15 protein-coding genes and 1 pseudogene are annotated in these 15,297 nt (G+C 41.3%); 2 read left to right on the top strand and 14 right to left on the bottom strand.

All coding sequences use genetic code 11. The features are described from left to right. Nucleotides 1–283: 283 nt before the first annotated feature. The 8 genes and pseudogenes from HMPREF2979_RS04505 to HMPREF2979_RS04470 form a co-directional block, all read right to left on the bottom strand. Nucleotides 284–1,321, bottom strand: coding sequence for a S66 family peptidase (locus HMPREF2979_RS04505; RefSeq protein WP_070655347.1), 1,038 nt, complete (start codon nucleotides 1,319–1,321; stop codon nucleotides 284–286). Between the two features lie 151 nt (nucleotides 1,322–1,472). Continuing rightward, entirely contained in the window at nucleotides 1,473–1,736 is a 264-nt protein-coding gene (locus tag HMPREF2979_RS04500; protein WP_008535551.1) for a SemiSWEET family transporter, read from the bottom strand. A 99-nt stretch (nucleotides 1,737–1,835) separates the two neighbouring features. After that, nucleotides 1,836–2,279, bottom strand: a pseudogene (locus tag HMPREF2979_RS04495) (LD-carboxypeptidase); the annotation flags it as partial. Between the two features lie 96 nt (nucleotides 2,280–2,375). Next, nucleotides 2,376–3,071: a hypothetical protein gene (locus tag HMPREF2979_RS04490; RefSeq protein ID WP_070655345.1), complete on the bottom strand. Its 696-nt coding sequence runs from the start codon at nucleotides 3,069–3,071 to the stop codon at nucleotides 2,376–2,378. Nucleotides 3,072–3,075: 4 nt separating this feature from the next. Further along, complete coding sequence (locus tag HMPREF2979_RS04485) at nucleotides 3,076–3,522, bottom strand: LytTR family DNA-binding domain-containing protein (RefSeq protein ID WP_060971681.1); 447 nt, start codon at nucleotides 3,520–3,522, stop codon at nucleotides 3,076–3,078. 210 nt (nucleotides 3,523–3,732) lie between these two features. Beyond that, nucleotides 3,733–5,460, bottom strand: a complete 1,728-nt coding sequence (locus HMPREF2979_RS04480) for a zinc ribbon domain-containing protein (RefSeq protein ID WP_070655342.1) — start codon at nucleotides 5,458–5,460, stop codon at nucleotides 3,733–3,735. 46 nt (nucleotides 5,461–5,506) lie between these two features. Then, nucleotides 5,507–6,688, bottom strand: a complete 1,182-nt coding sequence (locus HMPREF2979_RS04475) for a DUF6574 domain-containing protein (protein ID WP_070655340.1) — start codon at nucleotides 6,686–6,688, stop codon at nucleotides 5,507–5,509. A gap of 117 nt (nucleotides 6,689–6,805) precedes the next feature. After that, a complete protein-coding gene (locus HMPREF2979_RS04470; RefSeq protein ID WP_070655338.1) occupies nucleotides 6,806–8,191 on the bottom strand; it encodes a Cof-type HAD-IIB family hydrolase in 1,386 nt (461 codons plus the stop codon). A 55-nt stretch (nucleotides 8,192–8,246) separates the two neighbouring features. Between HMPREF2979_RS04470 and HMPREF2979_RS04465 the strand changes: the two genes are divergently transcribed. After that, nucleotides 8,247–9,233 (top strand): asparaginase, encoded by a 987-nt coding sequence (locus HMPREF2979_RS04465; protein WP_083312368.1) that lies wholly within the window; start codon nucleotides 8,247–8,249, stop codon nucleotides 9,231–9,233. A gap of 3 nt (nucleotides 9,234–9,236) precedes the next feature. Then, nucleotides 9,237–9,380: a hypothetical protein gene (locus HMPREF2979_RS10300; RefSeq protein ID WP_013991161.1), complete on the top strand. Its 144-nt coding sequence runs from the start codon at nucleotides 9,237–9,239 to the stop codon at nucleotides 9,378–9,380. A 49-nt stretch (nucleotides 9,381–9,429) separates the two neighbouring features. Here the strand turns inward: HMPREF2979_RS10300 and HMPREF2979_RS04460 are convergent, their stop codons facing one another. The 6 genes from HMPREF2979_RS04460 to alr form a co-directional block, all read right to left on the bottom strand. Next, nucleotides 9,430–9,642, bottom strand: coding sequence for a helix-turn-helix domain-containing protein (locus tag HMPREF2979_RS04460; protein ID WP_002884695.1), 213 nt, complete (start codon nucleotides 9,640–9,642; stop codon nucleotides 9,430–9,432). Between the two features lie 9 nt (nucleotides 9,643–9,651). Continuing rightward, on the bottom strand, nucleotides 9,652–10,260 hold the full coding sequence (locus HMPREF2979_RS04455) for a DUF2975 domain-containing protein (protein ID WP_070655332.1): 609 nt from the start codon (nucleotides 10,258–10,260) through the stop codon (nucleotides 9,652–9,654). A gap of 191 nt (nucleotides 10,261–10,451) precedes the next feature. After that, complete coding sequence (locus HMPREF2979_RS04450) at nucleotides 10,452–10,889, bottom strand: hypothetical protein (protein WP_070655328.1); 438 nt, start codon at nucleotides 10,887–10,889, stop codon at nucleotides 10,452–10,454. A 619-nt stretch (nucleotides 10,890–11,508) separates the two neighbouring features. Next, nucleotides 11,509–12,015 carry a hypothetical protein gene (locus HMPREF2979_RS04445; protein ID WP_070655326.1) on the bottom strand — a complete coding sequence of 169 codons (507 nt, stop codon included), beginning with the start codon at nucleotides 12,013–12,015 and terminating at the stop codon, nucleotides 11,509–11,511. A gap of 11 nt (nucleotides 12,016–12,026) precedes the next feature. After that, entirely contained in the window at nucleotides 12,027–14,057 is a 2,031-nt protein-coding gene (recG, locus tag HMPREF2979_RS04440; RefSeq protein ID WP_261787290.1) for an ATP-dependent DNA helicase RecG, read from the bottom strand. A 118-nt stretch (nucleotides 14,058–14,175) separates the two neighbouring features. After that, entirely contained in the window at nucleotides 14,176–15,279 is a 1,104-nt protein-coding gene (alr, locus tag HMPREF2979_RS04435) for an alanine racemase (RefSeq protein ID WP_021143629.1), read from the bottom strand. Nucleotides 15,280–15,297 lie beyond the last annotated feature (18 nt).

The following is a 15,297-nucleotide window of genomic DNA, read 5'->3' as shown; positions in this document are numbered from 1 at the left end:
TCTATTCATCGCTGTCACATAAAACTCCAAAAGAGTAAAGTTATTCCAGTCTAGTTTTTTTCACTATACTATATTATCACAAATAAAGAGACTATAAAATAGGAAAAAAGGGAGTAGGACCGAACAACTTTTTAAAAATTGTTCCTTGTCCCACTCCCTTGAGTCTCAATCAATCTGATAGACTGGATGAACTTAGAAATACAGGAGTATTATCCACTTAAAGTGTCATGCTTTATAGCAACTAAGATACTCCTACTTTCTAAAAAAAGCTGAGAGTCTTATCTCAGCTTTCTTTGTTATAGTCAAAGCGAATGACTTGCTTCTTTGCATCTACATGGGCGTGGACTCCAAAGGGAACAATCGCTCTTGGAGTTGCGTGTCCGACATTCAGATTATAGACAATTGGGATATTGCTATCAATGATATCCAATAGTGCCTCTTTATAGTCGTCATAGAAGGTTTCATCCATAGGTTTCCCGACCAAGAGTCCACTGACGACCTCAAATATCCCAGTTTCTTTTAAAGTTTGCAACATTTTTTTGAAATCATCAGGTTCAGGCTTTTCTTCACTTGTTTCTAGCAATAGAATCTTTCCTTCCCAGTCGGATAAGTCAGGGAAAAGTTTGTATTTTTGGCAGAGGTCTGTGCTATCTGCGTGTAGAGAGTTGTCAAAAATATCGTAGAGGGATTCGAGGCAACCGCCGAGGAGTTCCCCCTCGAACTTAGCATTGCCTTGTAACAAGTCAAAACCTGTATTTGCATGGCTGACACGAGGAGTTCCCAAGGCTTTGGGACTGAAGTCAGTTCTTTCCTCATACCAAACGTCACTAGGGCGAATTTCCGAGATTCTTCCCGTCTCAATCAATTCCTTGAAGTAGTGGAGGCTATATGGCAACATTTCTTTGTCTAACTCACAAATGTCTGCTAAAAATGATTGGCCGTAAAAAGTCTTGACCCCTAGCTTATGCAACATGAGGTGGTTCATGGTTGTATCCGAGAAACCGAGAAAAATCTTTGGTTTGATAACCTTTTGTAGTTGGTCATTTTCAAAGAGGTAGGGTAGCAAGCGATAGGTATCGTCTCCACCAATGGCACATAGAATCATGTCGATGCTATCATCAGAAAAGGCATGAATCAAATCCTCTGCACGAGCTTCAGGATGTTCTTTGATAAAATCTAAGCCTTTTAGTGAATGGGGCAAAAAGATAGGATTGAGTCCCAGGTCCTTGAGACGTTGAATACCCAAGTCCACTTCGTGCTTGACAAAGTCTTCACCGATAATTCCACTAGATAAGCTCACAATACCAATAGTAGAAACCATGTCTTGACCCTCCTGAAAATAGATTGAGCCTATCTTATCACAGGAGATGAGATAAAACAACAAGAATTAGAGTCAGAAGAAGACTTTTAGATCGAGAAAATAGTAAAAAAGCAACCGCTCGATGTGGTTGCTTTTTATAGTAGTTGTATTCTTATAGAGCAGTAAGGAAAGTCAGTCCGCCAAGGATAACCCCGGCTGAGTTTGGAATGATTAGAATCCAGTCTTTCTTAGGCTCTTGTGTCCATCCATAAATGACCCAGATTAAGCAAGAGACAGCTGCTGATAAAGGTTGGAATGGTTGAGCTTTGTTCCCTTGTAAATTGGCAAAAATTTGAGGGATGTAGGCTATAAATACAATAATCCCGATAAAGGCACCAATTGAACCAACAACTTGATTAATTCTCTGTTTAGTCATATATATTTCTCCTTATTACTTTATTAGTATAACAGAAAAACAACTTGGATTCAAGGACAAAACCTCGGGATTCTAAGGAAAGACTTTACATTAGAACGTTTTTAGAAAATGTAGCAACATCTCTTTGTCTAACTCACAAATGTCTGCTAAAAATGATTGGCCGTAAAAAGTCTTGACCCCTAGCTTATGCAACATGAGGTGGTTCATGGTTGTATCCGAGAAACCGAGAAAAATCTTTGGTTTGATAACCTTTTGTAGTTGGTCATTTTCAAAGAGGTAGGGTAGCAAGCGATAGGTATCGTCTCCACCAATGGCACATAGAATCATGTCGATGCTATCATCAGAAAAGGCATGAATCAAATCCTCTGCACGAGCTTCAGGATGTTCTTTGATAAAATCTAAGCCTTTTAGCGAATGAGGTAAAAAGATAGGATTGAGTCCAAGGTCCTTGAGACGTTGAATACCCAAGTCCACTTCGTGCTTGACAAAGTCTTCACCGATAATTCCACTAGATAAGCTCACAATACCAATAGTAGAAACCATGTCTTGACCCTCCTGAAAATAGATTGAGCCTATCTTATCACAGGAGATGAGATAAAACAATAGGTATTATATTAATCAGAGGTTCCCTCCACTAACTTAATTAATCGAACTCTCACCAACATAAATAATTTCTAAATTACCCAAGGAAACATCTCCTTTGATGTAGAAGTCCTTGCTAGTCAGGTTACTAGGATTTTCCTCATGCTGTACAGCTGAAAGAGAGTTATCCACATTCACATGTACTCGCCAATCACTGGGCACATAGAGACTAAGACTTCCAAGAGAAACGTCCACATCAAACTGGGCAGATGGCCCCTCAATACGGCAATTATCCAAATAAACGGAAGCCTGTCCTAAACTAACATCCGCACTCCCATGCGTAAATTGCTGGTCATTGAGATATTTGGTCACTGCTGAAAAAGTGACATCAATATCATTTCCACCATTATTAGCGTCTGAGCCAGTAGAACCCAGTCCAAAACGATTCTTTGTTTTACTAGAAGAATTGAAGAGAATGTTCAAGCCAATAACTGCAAGAATGGAAGAAAAGATAAGGACCGAATTAGATACTGGAAGAAAATGGAACTGTCCATTAAGTGAAAATAGAGCCACAATGCCATAGGCGAAACCAAGACCAAAATGTCGCTTCAAAAGACTAGAAAGGGACAAAATTGCCAATAAGACTACCCAGGCCAACATCCAAATACTAATTTCCCATTTTATAAAATAGTCTTGTACAATTACCAAAGCTGCCAAAAGGATCAAGAGGACCCCAATTAATTTCTTTCTCATTATCTTACCTCATTTCGTTTAGTCGTTCTTTTAAAACTTGATAGTAACGTCTTGATACATGGACCTGCTTATGGGTCTGATAGAAATTCACCGTACTGGTCCCTGAAAAAGACTTCTCCAAAGAATAAATCTGTTTAGCATTAACAATCGTCGATTTGGAAATCCGACAAAAGGCAATCGGAAGCAAGTCTTCCAATTCGTAGAGCTTTTGCTTTACCTCATAGGCCTCATCCTTAGTATGACCATAAATTTTCTCCCCGTCTGTTTCAAAAAAGAGAATATCTGCCAAATCCAGAAAATATTCACTGCGATCCTTGTAAAAGGCTAAAGGAACTAACTTTTGCTTTAGAATAGACTCTTGGAGCTGGGCTAATTCCTGTGTTAACCGAGGAGCTCGAATCAAGATTTCAGGCTCATCCATGGATGGGTCTAATTCGATTCTAACTTTCATAAGACTCCTTTCCTGTCCTTTTGATGGTTCCATTATAACAAGTGCTTTACACAAAACAAGGCCTTTTAGGTAAGTGGCACAGTTTAGCCCCTAAGAGGTAAAAACAGACAAACAAAAGAACCTGGCAATTACCAGGCTCTCATTTTTAGTGTGGAGGTCTAGCCTCCTATTTGTAATCTGTTCAATGCTAACGAACTGAGCAAGCAACTGTTATTTCACAGTATTTTCACGGCTCACATTTTGTGATTCACCAGCCTTGCCGTTGATACGATAGTTGCTGTAGTCAGAACTACTACTGCTAGAGTCACTATCGTCACCAACATATTCCACATTACATGACCAAGAGATTTTATCTTTGATATCTCCTGATGACTTGAATTTCGAATCATAACCATAATAGAAATCATAAACTGCTGTGAAGGTCACCTTGAAGGTCTTCTCACCAGTCTGAACGACTTCTGTGACGTCAACGTCTGAGAAAGAAATACTATCAGCGGCACGGTTTTTAGCACCTGTAGTATTTTTGTCAATGTCAGCCGTTACATCCTTGTACATGGTATCATCAGTACCATTAAGGAAAATGTCGGATACACCATCTGGTGTCGTGTTGTGATTAGAAGCGTAGCTACCAAATTTACCGTAGGCAGCAGTCAAGAGACGATCTGCCGTATCACGATCAAGAACTCCATCAGCATCTAGAGTAACCGTTTGACCTTCAGAGATTTTCTTAATAGACAGTGTCTCTGTTTTGATAGAGCTGCCATCTTCGAAATTCTTCTTAACATAAACGGCTGATGATCCAGCTACTGCTACCTTGTTAACATCTAGTTTCCCTGAGTTAAGGGTTCCAACCTTAGTACCACCAACATAGAGGTCTCCATCCTTAAGATTAGACTTAACAGTAAAGCTGAGATACTCTACTGAAAGATTGACTTCTGTTTTAGAGGTCACATTTTCCTCAGATGAGACAGTGATATCTTGATCATTGACCTTACCAGAAGCCACAAAATTGTAGGTTCCTGGATAGAGATGATTCAATTTAGCCGTGTAGTTATTGCCATCTGTGGTCGCGTAAGAAACCCCGTTAATGGTCACATTCAAATCAGCTGTATTAACGGTCAAATCAACTGTTCCAGGATCTACCACGACTCGCCACTTAGGAAAAATAAGGAACTGACGTCCAACCTTTTGCATACGTTCGCCAGACATGAGTTGGCTCTTGCTATAGGCTTGTGTACTTTTAGTGTCTGTGTACTTGACTTCAGATGTTTTAATTTCCTTTTTAGTATCAGACCATACTTGGTATTCCAAGCTATCTTTAAAGCTCTTCTTGGCTGCTGCTTCATAACGTTCTGCTACTTGACCACGTGAGTAGTAATAAGAACCAAAGCCGTAACCAGCAAGTGCTAAGACTGCTGCAACAACACCAGCAATAATCAGGATTTTCTTTCCTTTAGTCATAGCTGGCTTGGCTGGTTTCGCAGCCTTACCATCTGAGATAAATTGATGGATGGTTGACACATCATAACCTGAAGACTTACCAAGTAGGAATTCCTCAGGAAGAGGTTGACGCCCAACATAGGTTTTAAAAGCCTTCATCCAGATAGCTTGTGCTTCTTTAGAAGCGGCTTCGGAATTTTCTTCGGCTTGACCTTGATCAGCTTGAGATACTGGTGCAAGCTCCTCTGTTTCTAAAGGAGTCGTTTCCTCTTCGTCACCAAGCGGTACATCTTCAAATACTTCCTCGGCAACGTCATACTCATCCACTTCTTCTGTTGGTTCAGAAGGAGTGGCTTCTTGGTCCAAGCCCATTGCCGCAATGCCTTTAATAGCCTTTAAGTCAAAGTCTGCTTTCTGGCCTTCTTCAATCTCCAAAGCATGGGGCGGACGACCAACTGCCTTTTCAAATAAATCAATCCACTTTTCTTTTGTTGCCATAAAGACTCCTATAAACTTACTTTTTCAAAAAATGCTAGAGGTTTACTTAGAATAAAAGACCTATTAAAAATGATGACATGATAGCAAATACGATTGCAAACAAAATTACCAAAATCACACCATTCAACAGTGCTGCCAAGATCAATTGATAGAACTTATCAGCCTTCCAAGCCGTTTTTACAGGTACAATTGTAAAGATGTTAGCCAGTACAAACAAAACACTAACGATATTAAACAAGAAGCTAGGGAAGCCAACAAGTCCAATAGCTCCAAACAAGATTGTTACGAGCAAGATTGGCAAGGCCAATGATGTCAAGCGACCAAAACGGTCAAAGCTATTCAAGAAAGTAGTCTCAGGATCACGGAAGATGGCCTTACGTGTCACAAATCCTGCCAAGATAAAGGCAAAGATGAAGAGGAAGGCAGCTAGGATACTTGCGAAGAAAGCTCCAAAACCAATGCTAGACGTATGACTTGAAATTGAAGATGAATAACTATCTGTTCCATAAGAACCAAACAGACTAGACAATGCATTTGTTGTTGATACAACTGAGCTAACAAGTTTACGTGCCATAGCGCTCAAAATTGCAAATGATGCAAATCCAGTGAAAAGTGACAAGAAGATATAGTTAAGCCAACCATTGTGTTTACCATAATCTGTCATGTCAGCTGGACGACGCCATGCATTAAGCAACCATGTCCAGTAGTTTTTGAAAGTTGTCGCAAATGCTGATGGTTGTGCTGGAACAACTACGGCTTGTCCATTGATAAATTGAACGTTTTGACCTGGTTGAAGAGGTTGACCGTTAGCAAAAGCTGCTTGTTGACCAGCTTGAGCATTGGCAAAACCAGCTTGTGGTTGCGCTGCTTGATTTGGCACACCTTGTACTGGAGCAGCTTGAGCGCCCGCAAAGGTTGGTTGAGGTTGGGCTGCCTGAGCATTTGCAAAAGAAGCTTGCGCTTGTGCGTCTTGTGCACTCGCAAAAGTCGGCTGTGGTTGCGCTTCTTGGGTACCAGCGAAAGTTGGCTGTGGTTGCGCCTCTTGAACTGGTGTTTCTTGAACATTAGCGAAAGCTGGTTGTGCTGGCGCTTCTTGTACTGGAGCAGTTTCTACTGCTGGTGCGTCATCTTGGAACTCACCAGCTGCAAGTGCTGCTGCAATTTCTTCTTCAGTCGCTGAACGACCGTTGATGGCTTCAAAAAAGTCTAACCAATCTGCTTTAGTCATAATAATCTCCTTAAAAATACATAGAATGTCTTTATTTTATCACAAATAAAGACATTAATAAATGTCATTTTTATTAGAAAAAGGCTTGGAGCAAACTGTCCAAACCTTTATATCTTCTTACTTATTTCTTTGTAGAGATTTTTGAATCTGACGATCCAGCTCTCGTTTAATGTGTGGTTCTGGTGCAAATCGCTCTTCCCAGTCACTTGGCTTAAGAATTTTATGGGTCACAGGATCAAAATGAGCCTTGCCATCTGGGAAAATTTTACCCATATTAGCCTCATGAACCGTATCAAAGAAAGGTTTAGGATCAACCCCCATAAGGACAAATGAACCATAGGTCAAGTAAAGCAAGTCAGTCAAAGCATCCACCTGACCAACCATCGTTGACTCTGAGTGCTCTTTAGAACTAACTTTGAGGGCTGCCTTATCAAGAGCAGCATGCAAATCCAGAACAGCCTGACCAAAGACACGCTTGTCCCCACCTGATGAAGCATATATAAACTCGACAATTTCTTCCAACTTGAAGTCCGAACGGTGACTAGCTTCCTCAATACCGTAAACACGAGGCATGTCGGTAGTTGAACCATCCATCAAATGGTGGAAATCCTTAACCTTGTTGAAGTTGTCATCATCACTGGTAAATGAATTTTCTGTCTCAAAGTGAATCAAACCGTAGTGAGATAAGGCTTTGGCAATCCCATTCTGGTTATTAGTGTCAGTGACATGGGTAGCCTGGTCTTTCAGCTCGTCTTCACCATTACCCATGGCAACACCAATGCCGACGCCAGACAGCATTTCTAGGTCATTTTCCGAATCCCCAAAGGCCATAACCTCACTGAGTTCGAAACCAAAAACCTCACCTAAATGAGCGATACCTTTCAACTTAGATTGGTCCGCTGAAATAATATCGGCTGAATAAGGGCTTGAACGGGTAATCTTCACATGAGGAAACTTTTCTTCAATATCTTGTGTTTCCCCCACCGTCGCTACCATAACCACCTGATAAATAGGCTCACGCATGATAGTCTTAAGAGTCTCAATACTTTGTGGCTTGAAACGACGAATCAAAGACTTGAAACTACGTTCCACCATCTTAGCCCAGGACTTAGGGACAATACGGCTAACGATTTGCCCAAACTTACTCGTCCCCATACTAATAATATTGGAACCAACAAGACCTGTGCTAGTCCCTAGAGAAATCTCTCTACGGTGCTTGGTGGCATAGCGAATCAAGTTGTAGACTGTTGATTTAGGGAGCTGATTTTGATACAGGACCTTGTCATGAGTCAAAATATATTGACCATTATAAGTGACTGCAAAATCCAGACCCAGATTGTCCATGAAAGGCTGAACAAATCCTGGACCACGACCTGTTGCCAAACCAACTAAGATACCATCTTCCTTCATTTGACTGATGGCTTTTTTGGTTGAACTAGACACGCGTTTTCGGTCATTTAGAAAAGTCCCATCAATATCAAAAAAGACTGCTTTAATGGCCACAGAGCTCCCCTCCTTCTAACATTTTATGCTAAAATAAATTATAACACATAATACAATGGTGAGTAATATAAATGAAAAAAAAAAAATCCTAGTCCTTCACACTGGAGGAACAATTTCCATGTCAGCAGATAATGATGGCAAGGTCAGTCAAAATGCTGATAATCCCATGAACCATGTAGGGCTTGATTTAGACAATTTAGAACTAACCGTTCTCGATTTTCTTAATATCCCTAGCCCACATATCACACCCTACCACATGCTGGATATTTACAAAAAAATCAAGAAAACAGCTGGGCAATATGATGGTGTGGTCATCACCCACGGAACAGATACTCTGGAAGAGACAGCCTACTTCCTAGACACCATGGCCGTCCCTGAGATTCCAATCGTCCTAACCGGTGCCATGCGTTCGTCGAACGAACTAGGTAGCGACGGGGTCTATAACTATCTCTCAGCCCTACGTGTTGCTAGCGACGACAAGGCCGCTGACAAAGGAATCCTGGTCGTTATGAATGATGAAATCCATGCAGCCAAGTATGTGACTAAGACCCATACCACAAACGTGGCAACCTTCCACACACCAACTCATGGTCCACTAGGTATCATCATGAAGCATGACATCCTCTGGTTCAAAACTGCTGAGCCTCGTGTTCGCTTTGACTTGGAACAAATCACAGGAACAGTACCAATCATCAAGGCCTATGCTGGGATGGGTATCGGAGATGGGATTATTAGTCTCCTAGACCCTGAAAAGATTGACGGTGTAGTTATCGAGGCACTAGGTGCCGGAAATCTCCCACCACTAGCTGCAGGAGAAATCACAAATCTTATGGAAAAAGGTGTCCCTGTTGTGCTCGTTTCCCGCTGCTTCAACGGTATCGCCGAACCTGTTTACGCCTATGAAGGCGGGGGAGTCAAACTCCAAGAAGCTGGCGTTATGTTTGTTAAAGAACTCAACGCACCAAAGGCTCGCCTCAAACTCCTCATCGCACTCAGTGCGGGACTCAAAGACCAAGAATTGAAAGACTATATCGAGGGATAAGACATGAAACTTAGTATTGAAGCAACCGATAAATTGGAAAATAAAGATTTCCACTATGAGCTGACAGTCTCAAAAACACATATCGCCATGGTCTGTGGCACCGTGCTAGCCAGTCTAGCCTTGGTCGCATGGTTGAAGAAAAAATAAAAAGCTTGAAGCATGGTCACTAGAAAGGTGACTGAACTGCTTCAGGCTTTTAGTTTTCTTCGTCTGGTCTATATTCAAGAATATCTCCTGGTTGGCAATCTAACTCCTTACAAATAGCATCCAGTGTTGTAAAACGGATTGCCTTAGCCTTGCCTGTCTTAAGAACCGAGAGATTGGCTGGGGTAATACCAATACGTTCTGCCAGCTCACCCGAGCGCATCTTCTTCTTGGCAAGTTCAACGTCCAAATTGACAATAATCATAAGCCCCTCCTAAATCGTGTACTCATTTTCCTCAGCAATGGCATTAGCCTTAGTCAAAATCATGGCAACAGCATAGAGAACAAAGCTAACTAGCAAATAACTTATGTTAAAAAAACTATAACTCTGGTTGCCTGTCCCAAATGTAAAGATACCATTATTGATAAAGGCCCCAAGAACTAGCAAATGTGCTGACCAACGAACCAACTTAGCATTTTTAGCGATAAAAATATCAGAACGATAAAGATTAATCAGAAAGGCACGTAGACACAACAAGAAGCCTATGTTGACTGACATACGAAGGAAATCAATGGTTGCTGTAAAAAGCGTCAGACTAGTGCTAGTACTTTTCACGGTAACTCCCGAACCAAGAAGCATACGCAAACCTTGGTGTAAGAGTCCTTCATGACCAGTCAGGATAAAGGCATCATTAAGAATGGTAATAACAAGACTTAAAAAGCCCGCAAAAAGGAGGACATTAACGAACAGGAGAATACTACGTAGACGTTTCTGTTCTTGCGTTTCCTGACGATTTTTAGCACTTTTGGCCGATCTCCAACCATAATAACTAGAGCCAGCCAAGGCTAGGATGATTAAAAAATAAAATAAGATAGTTGTCATGTGTTACCTCGATTGTAAATTCATTTGATTTCTTTGAGCATAGACTAGAAAAAGCCAAGGTGCCTCTAGGAGCCCTTGACCTCATACTAAATCATTAGCTAACTATTAACAGTATCAATTATATCGAATATCAATATAAAATACTAGTTTATAGGTAAGATTTTACTACTTTTCAAATAAGATTCCTTCAATTATTTGACAGCTGTTTGTCCCTTACGAAGACGGACAGCATCACAAGCTAGAGAGACCAAGAGGAGCCAGACTGATGTGCTGAAGTCCACTACAAGGTGATTAGTCGTTCCCAACTGTAAGAAGATATTCAAGGCTGATGGCACAAAGGTTAGAAGAGCAGCCTTTTTCAAGAAGAGAGAAAAATCTTCTGTCCAAAATGCCTTCCAAGTAAAGTCTTTAAACTCTTTACGAAGGAGACAAATCAAGGCAAGATAGAAGGCGAATTGTAACTCTGATACAAGCCAGTAACCCCATCCAGAAAGATAATGAACCTCAGCACCTGGGAAAAGATTAGTCACATCCACAAAAGGAAGGATAAGTAAAGTAAGCATTGCAAGACCGTAGATTGCCATAAGAAGAATAAGAACTGCGTTGATGATTGATTTAAGTGTTTTCATGATAAGTATTTCCTTTATTAAATAGTTTTTGGTATATAATTTCTCTTTTTCGCGAATAAGATTATCTTTATCGAAAACTTATTACCGTTTATCGATAATTATATATTACACTCTTTATTTCTCCTTGTCAACACATTTTTATCGTTTTTCGATATTTTTTGTCTAAAAATCAAAAAATAAAAACCAGTCAAGAAAATCTCAACTGGTTAGCTTACTTATGTTAATCGCCTAGACTGGTCATGCTTCCGTCTAGACTTTTTATGAGTTTAAGAAGAGGGATTCTACGTTATGAAAAAAAGGAAAAAGGGATTTTGGAAAATAAGGGATGAAAGTTGTAGAATATGGGTAAATTTAGCCTCTTCCTAGCATCAATACTAGTTTTGATAAACCTTAAAGTCTTGAGGATGCTTCTGGAAATTTCGGTTGTAGGTTACTTTAATTTTTACTGTCATTGTTATGTCCTCCTTTTTAGGAATGGTTTGGCTTAGCCAAAACGTTTTATTATCAAAACCTATCTCGTTTTGATGGTTTTATTATAGGTGTCCTAACTTAAAGAAAGCTTGTAATAAGCTTGAAGGAAACTTAAAACTCTCAGTGAGTTTACTGAGAGTTTTTCTGTCTAAATCATGGATAAAATAATTCCCAAGACCAGAGCCACCCAAACGGCATAGCGAATTGTCGCATGATAACGGTAACTTTCAATAACCTTGGGTAGCTTTGTAAAGAGATAGGCAATGTAGGCAACTATGGAAAGAAAATACCCTTTAAAATTCCAGGACGAGCCTAAGATACTAAAATCTTCGAATAGGGGCACAAGCATCAGTACAGCCGTAAGCATACACCAGACCGGCAAAAGCGTCCTTTCCTTTTGATGCTGTATATGGATAATCAGTTGAGCTATAAAACCCGCGACGTACATAATCAGTAATACCGAACAAACTAGAGAGATAAGAAGTGAATAAAGATATAGAGTATGAAAGTCCGTCTTTCCTTCTATCAGCTTTGCCAATTCGGTAATAAACCAAATCAAGATGAAGGCGAAAAAATAAAACAGGAGACCTAACATCATAAGAAATAAGGGATGCAAGATCGCAAAAAAATCGAGTTTTAACCGTTTCTTTTTCATGGGTTTCCTCCTCAATCAAACTCGCCTTGGCTTCTCAAATGAGCTCCAAGCACCTGCCAATCAGGATTCTCGCGCCAGTTAGGGTCAGACACAATTTGGCTGGCCACGCGCCTTGCTTCTTCTAAGATATTGTAGTCTTCCACAATATCAGCCACTTGAAATTCAGGAATTCCTGACTGACGTGTCCCAAAGATCTCTCCTGAACCACGCATTTTAAGGTCCTCTTCTGCTAGAACAAAACCATCCGTAGTCTCACACATGGCTTGCATGCGTTTTTTCCCGGTATCATTTTTAGGATTAGCCACCAAAACACAGTAGGACTGCTTATGGCCACGACCTACACGGCCACGAAGTTGGTGCAGCTGGCTAAGTCCAAAGCGGTCGGCATCCATAATGACCATAACCGTAGCATTTGGCACGTTAACCCCCACTTCGATAACTGTGGTTGATACTAAAATTTGAGATTTTTTATCCTTGAAATCTTGCATAATTTGGTCTTTTTCATCATTTTTCATGCGACCGTGCATCAGAGCCACTGTAGCTGAATCCCCAAAGAAATCTGTGAGTTCCTGATGAAGGGCCACCGCATTTTTCAAATCGAGAGCCTCAGACTCTTCAATCAAAGGTGAAATAAAATAGACCTGAGCATCTTTTTCCAACTCTCCCTTGATCCAAGTCAGTACGGTATCTAGTTGCTCATGTTTAACCCAACGGGTAATAATAGGCTTACGTCCTGCTGGCATCTGGTCAATGATTGACACATCCATCTCCCCAAAGGCAGTGATCGCCAAGGTCCTAGGAATAGGGGTCGCTGTCATCATAAGGACATCAGGATTATCACCTTTCTCACGGAAAATACGACGTTGATTAACCCCAAAACGGTGCTGTTCATCAGTAATTACTAGCCCAAGCCTGTGATAAGTCACAGCATCCTGAATCAGTGAGTGAGTCCCCACGATCATCTGAGCCTCCCCAGATTCGATTTTGGAAAGAGCTACTTTTTTGTCCGCCGCCTTCATCCCAGAAGTTAGGAGCACTACCTCTAGCTCAGGAAAAAGCCCCTGCAAACTCTGATAATGCTGCTCTGCTAAGATTTCCGTCGGTACCATGAGGGCAGACTGCAATCCTGCCGTATAAGCCCCATACATAGCCAGGCTAGCGATAACTGTTTTCCCTGAACCCACATCTCCTTGCAAAAGACGGTTCATATGAGCTCCAGATTTCATATCAGCTAGGATTTCCGATAAACTGCGCTGTTGGGCCTCTGTCAAGGGAAATGGTAATTCTGCAATTTTGGCCTTAATTTTGGCTTCATCGTAAGCAATTGCTAGACCATTGGTTTCGGACTTATTCTCAGCCTTCAGCACCTGTAAATTCATCTGGAAATAAAAGAGCTCCTCAAACTTGGTCCTACGTAAAGCCTGCTTATATTCAGCCAAATCTTTCGGAAAATGCATAGCACGCACAGCCTCTTGGCGTCCCATAAGACGGTACTTGTCCAGCAGCACCTGTGGGAGACTCTCCTCCAACAAATTAAGAGCCCCACTATCAAAAGCTGCCTTTATTGCCTTTATCAGCTGGGCCTGACTAACACCCTGGGCCACATGATAGACCGGCTGCATATCGTCCTCAACTTGAGCCAATACTTTCATACCAGTCACAGCCGACTTCTTCTGGTCCCATTTGCCAAAAATAGCCACTTCTGCCCCCATCTCAATCTTGTCCACAAGATAAGGCTGGTTGAAGAAACTAATGGCAATCACTGCCTCTCCTTGCTTGATTTTAAAACTCAGACGATTACGTTTAAAGCCATAATATTGCACATTGGCAGGGGTCACCACCGTTCCCGTAATAACAGCCTTTTCGCCATCCATCAGTTCAAAGATAGACTTACTCTTAAAATCTTCATATCGGAAAGGAAAATAAAGCAAGAGGTCCCCAACCGTGTGCAAATCTAATTTGGTAAATTTTTCAGCGGACTTAGGACCAAAGCCTTTCAAATCCGCAATCGGTGAATCTAGTTGAATCATATCCTCTATCATTTCTATCGTGTTCTTCTCCTCGTGAAAGAGGAAGCCTTATCAGCTATTATAACACATGAAAATGGACTTCACTAAAATCAAAAAATCCAGTATCAAACTGGATTTCTCGTTATTTATATTAGTCATAGCTACGAGGTACACGATCACTAAGCAAACAAAGGACCTCATAGTTGATAGTGCCGCGTTTTTCAGCCACCTCTGTCGCAGTGATACTTGCTCCCCCATTTTCACCCATAAGAGTGACAGGAGTTCCTAGGGGATAAACCTTAGGAAGGCGAACAGTGATCTGGTCCATAGACACACGCCCAACAATTGGACAAAGCTGTCCATCCACAATAACGTGGAAACCTTGTAAATCTCTGGTCCAACCATCCGCATAGCCAATCGGAATGGTTCCAATAACCTCATCAGCTGTCGTCGTATACGTTGCACCATAACCCACATCTTGACCTGCTGGCAGAGTCTTAACATGAACAAGTGCTGTCTCCAAACTTAAAGCAGGACGAATGTTATATGGAAGGTCTAAAACACTGCCACTAGGATTGAGACCATAGATGACGACACCCAGACGTACCGCATTAAAGACTGTTTCTGCATGCCAGATACTTGTCGCAGAGTTGCTAGCATGTACCAAGCGAGGGCGGTCCACCAAGTTATTAACCAAATCCGTGAAGAAGGCCAATTGACGCTTGAATTTACTATCATCTGCTTCATCAGCTGTTGCAAAATGGGTAAAAATACCTTCGACATCCGCACCAAGTGCCTTCAGACCAGCAATCAAACTATCTGCATCTCCTTGGCTACGCACCCCAATGCGTCCCATGCCTGAATCAATCTTAATATGACAGGTCAAACCAGTCAAATCAAGCCCTTGATCCTTAGCCATTTTCAACCACTCAAGCGAAGCTACCGTCAGAGTGATGTTTTCTTGAATAGCCAAAGGAACCTCGTCTGGCAAGACGACTCCTAAAATGAGTATCGGTTGCTCTAAGCCAGCCTGACGGAGTTCAAGTGCCTCGTCTAGGTTGGAAACACAAAAACCATCTACCTGTTTAGACAAATACTTGGCCACCGTAACAGCACCATGACCATAGGCATTGGCCTTAACAACTGCAAAAGTCTGCACCTTTTTAGGAATGTGGCTAACCACTTGTTCAATATTTTCTGAAATTGCTGATAGATCAACCTTTGCCAAGGTTGGTCGATGTAAACTTGAGATCATAAGCTATCCTCTTCCAAC

The organism is Streptococcus sp. HMSC078H12 (assembly GCF_001814615.1).
Classification (GTDB): Bacteria; Bacillota; Bacilli; order Lactobacillales; family Streptococcaceae; genus Streptococcus; species Streptococcus salivarius_F.
This window is presented reverse-complemented; position numbering and strand designations above follow the sequence as displayed.

Excerpts from the sequence above, each read along its gene's own strand:
- HMPREF2979_RS04450 (WP_070655328.1), bottom strand. The coding sequence starts at position 10,889 with ATGAAAACACTTAAATCAATCATCAACGCAGTTCTTATTCTTCTTATG.
- HMPREF2979_RS04455 (WP_070655332.1), bottom strand. The coding sequence starts at position 10,260 with ATGACAACTATCTTATTTTATTTTTTAATCATCCTAGCCTTGGCTGGC.
- HMPREF2979_RS04490 (WP_070655345.1), bottom strand. The coding sequence starts at position 3,071 with ATGAGAAAGAAATTAATTGGGGTCCTCTTGATCCTTTTGGCAGCTTTG.
- HMPREF2979_RS10300 (WP_013991161.1), top strand. The coding sequence starts at position 9,237 with ATGAAACTTAGTATTGAAGCAACCGATAAATTGGAAAATAAAGATTTC.
- HMPREF2979_RS04500 (WP_008535551.1), bottom strand. The coding sequence starts at position 1,736 with ATGACTAAACAGAGAATTAATCAAGTTGTTGGTTCAATTGGTGCCTTT.
- HMPREF2979_RS04445 (WP_070655326.1), bottom strand. The coding sequence starts at position 12,015 with ATGAAAAAGAAACGGTTAAAACTCGATTTTTTTGCGATCTTGCATCCC.
- HMPREF2979_RS04485 (WP_060971681.1), bottom strand. The coding sequence starts at position 3,522 with ATGAAAGTTAGAATCGAATTAGACCCATCCATGGATGAGCCTGAAATC.
- HMPREF2979_RS04475 (WP_070655340.1), bottom strand. The coding sequence starts at position 6,688 with ATGACTAAAGCAGATTGGTTAGACTTTTTTGAAGCCATCAACGGTCGT.
- HMPREF2979_RS04480 (WP_070655342.1), bottom strand. The coding sequence starts at position 5,460 with ATGGCAACAAAAGAAAAGTGGATTGATTTATTTGAAAAGGCAGTTGGT.
- recG (WP_261787290.1), bottom strand. The coding sequence starts at position 14,057 with ATGATAGAGGATATGATTCAACTAGATTCACCGATTGCGGATTTGAAA.
- HMPREF2979_RS04465 (WP_083312368.1), top strand. The coding sequence starts at position 8,247 with ATGGTGAGTAATATAAATGAAAAAAAAAAAATCCTAGTCCTTCACACT.
- alr (WP_021143629.1), bottom strand. The coding sequence starts at position 15,279 with ATGATCTCAAGTTTACATCGACCAACCTTGGCAAAGGTTGATCTATCA.
- HMPREF2979_RS04505 (WP_070655347.1), bottom strand. The coding sequence starts at position 1,321 with ATGGTTTCTACTATTGGTATTGTGAGCTTATCTAGTGGAATTATCGGT.
- HMPREF2979_RS04460 (WP_002884695.1), bottom strand. The coding sequence starts at position 9,642 with ATGATTATTGTCAATTTGGACGTTGAACTTGCCAAGAAGAAGATGCGC.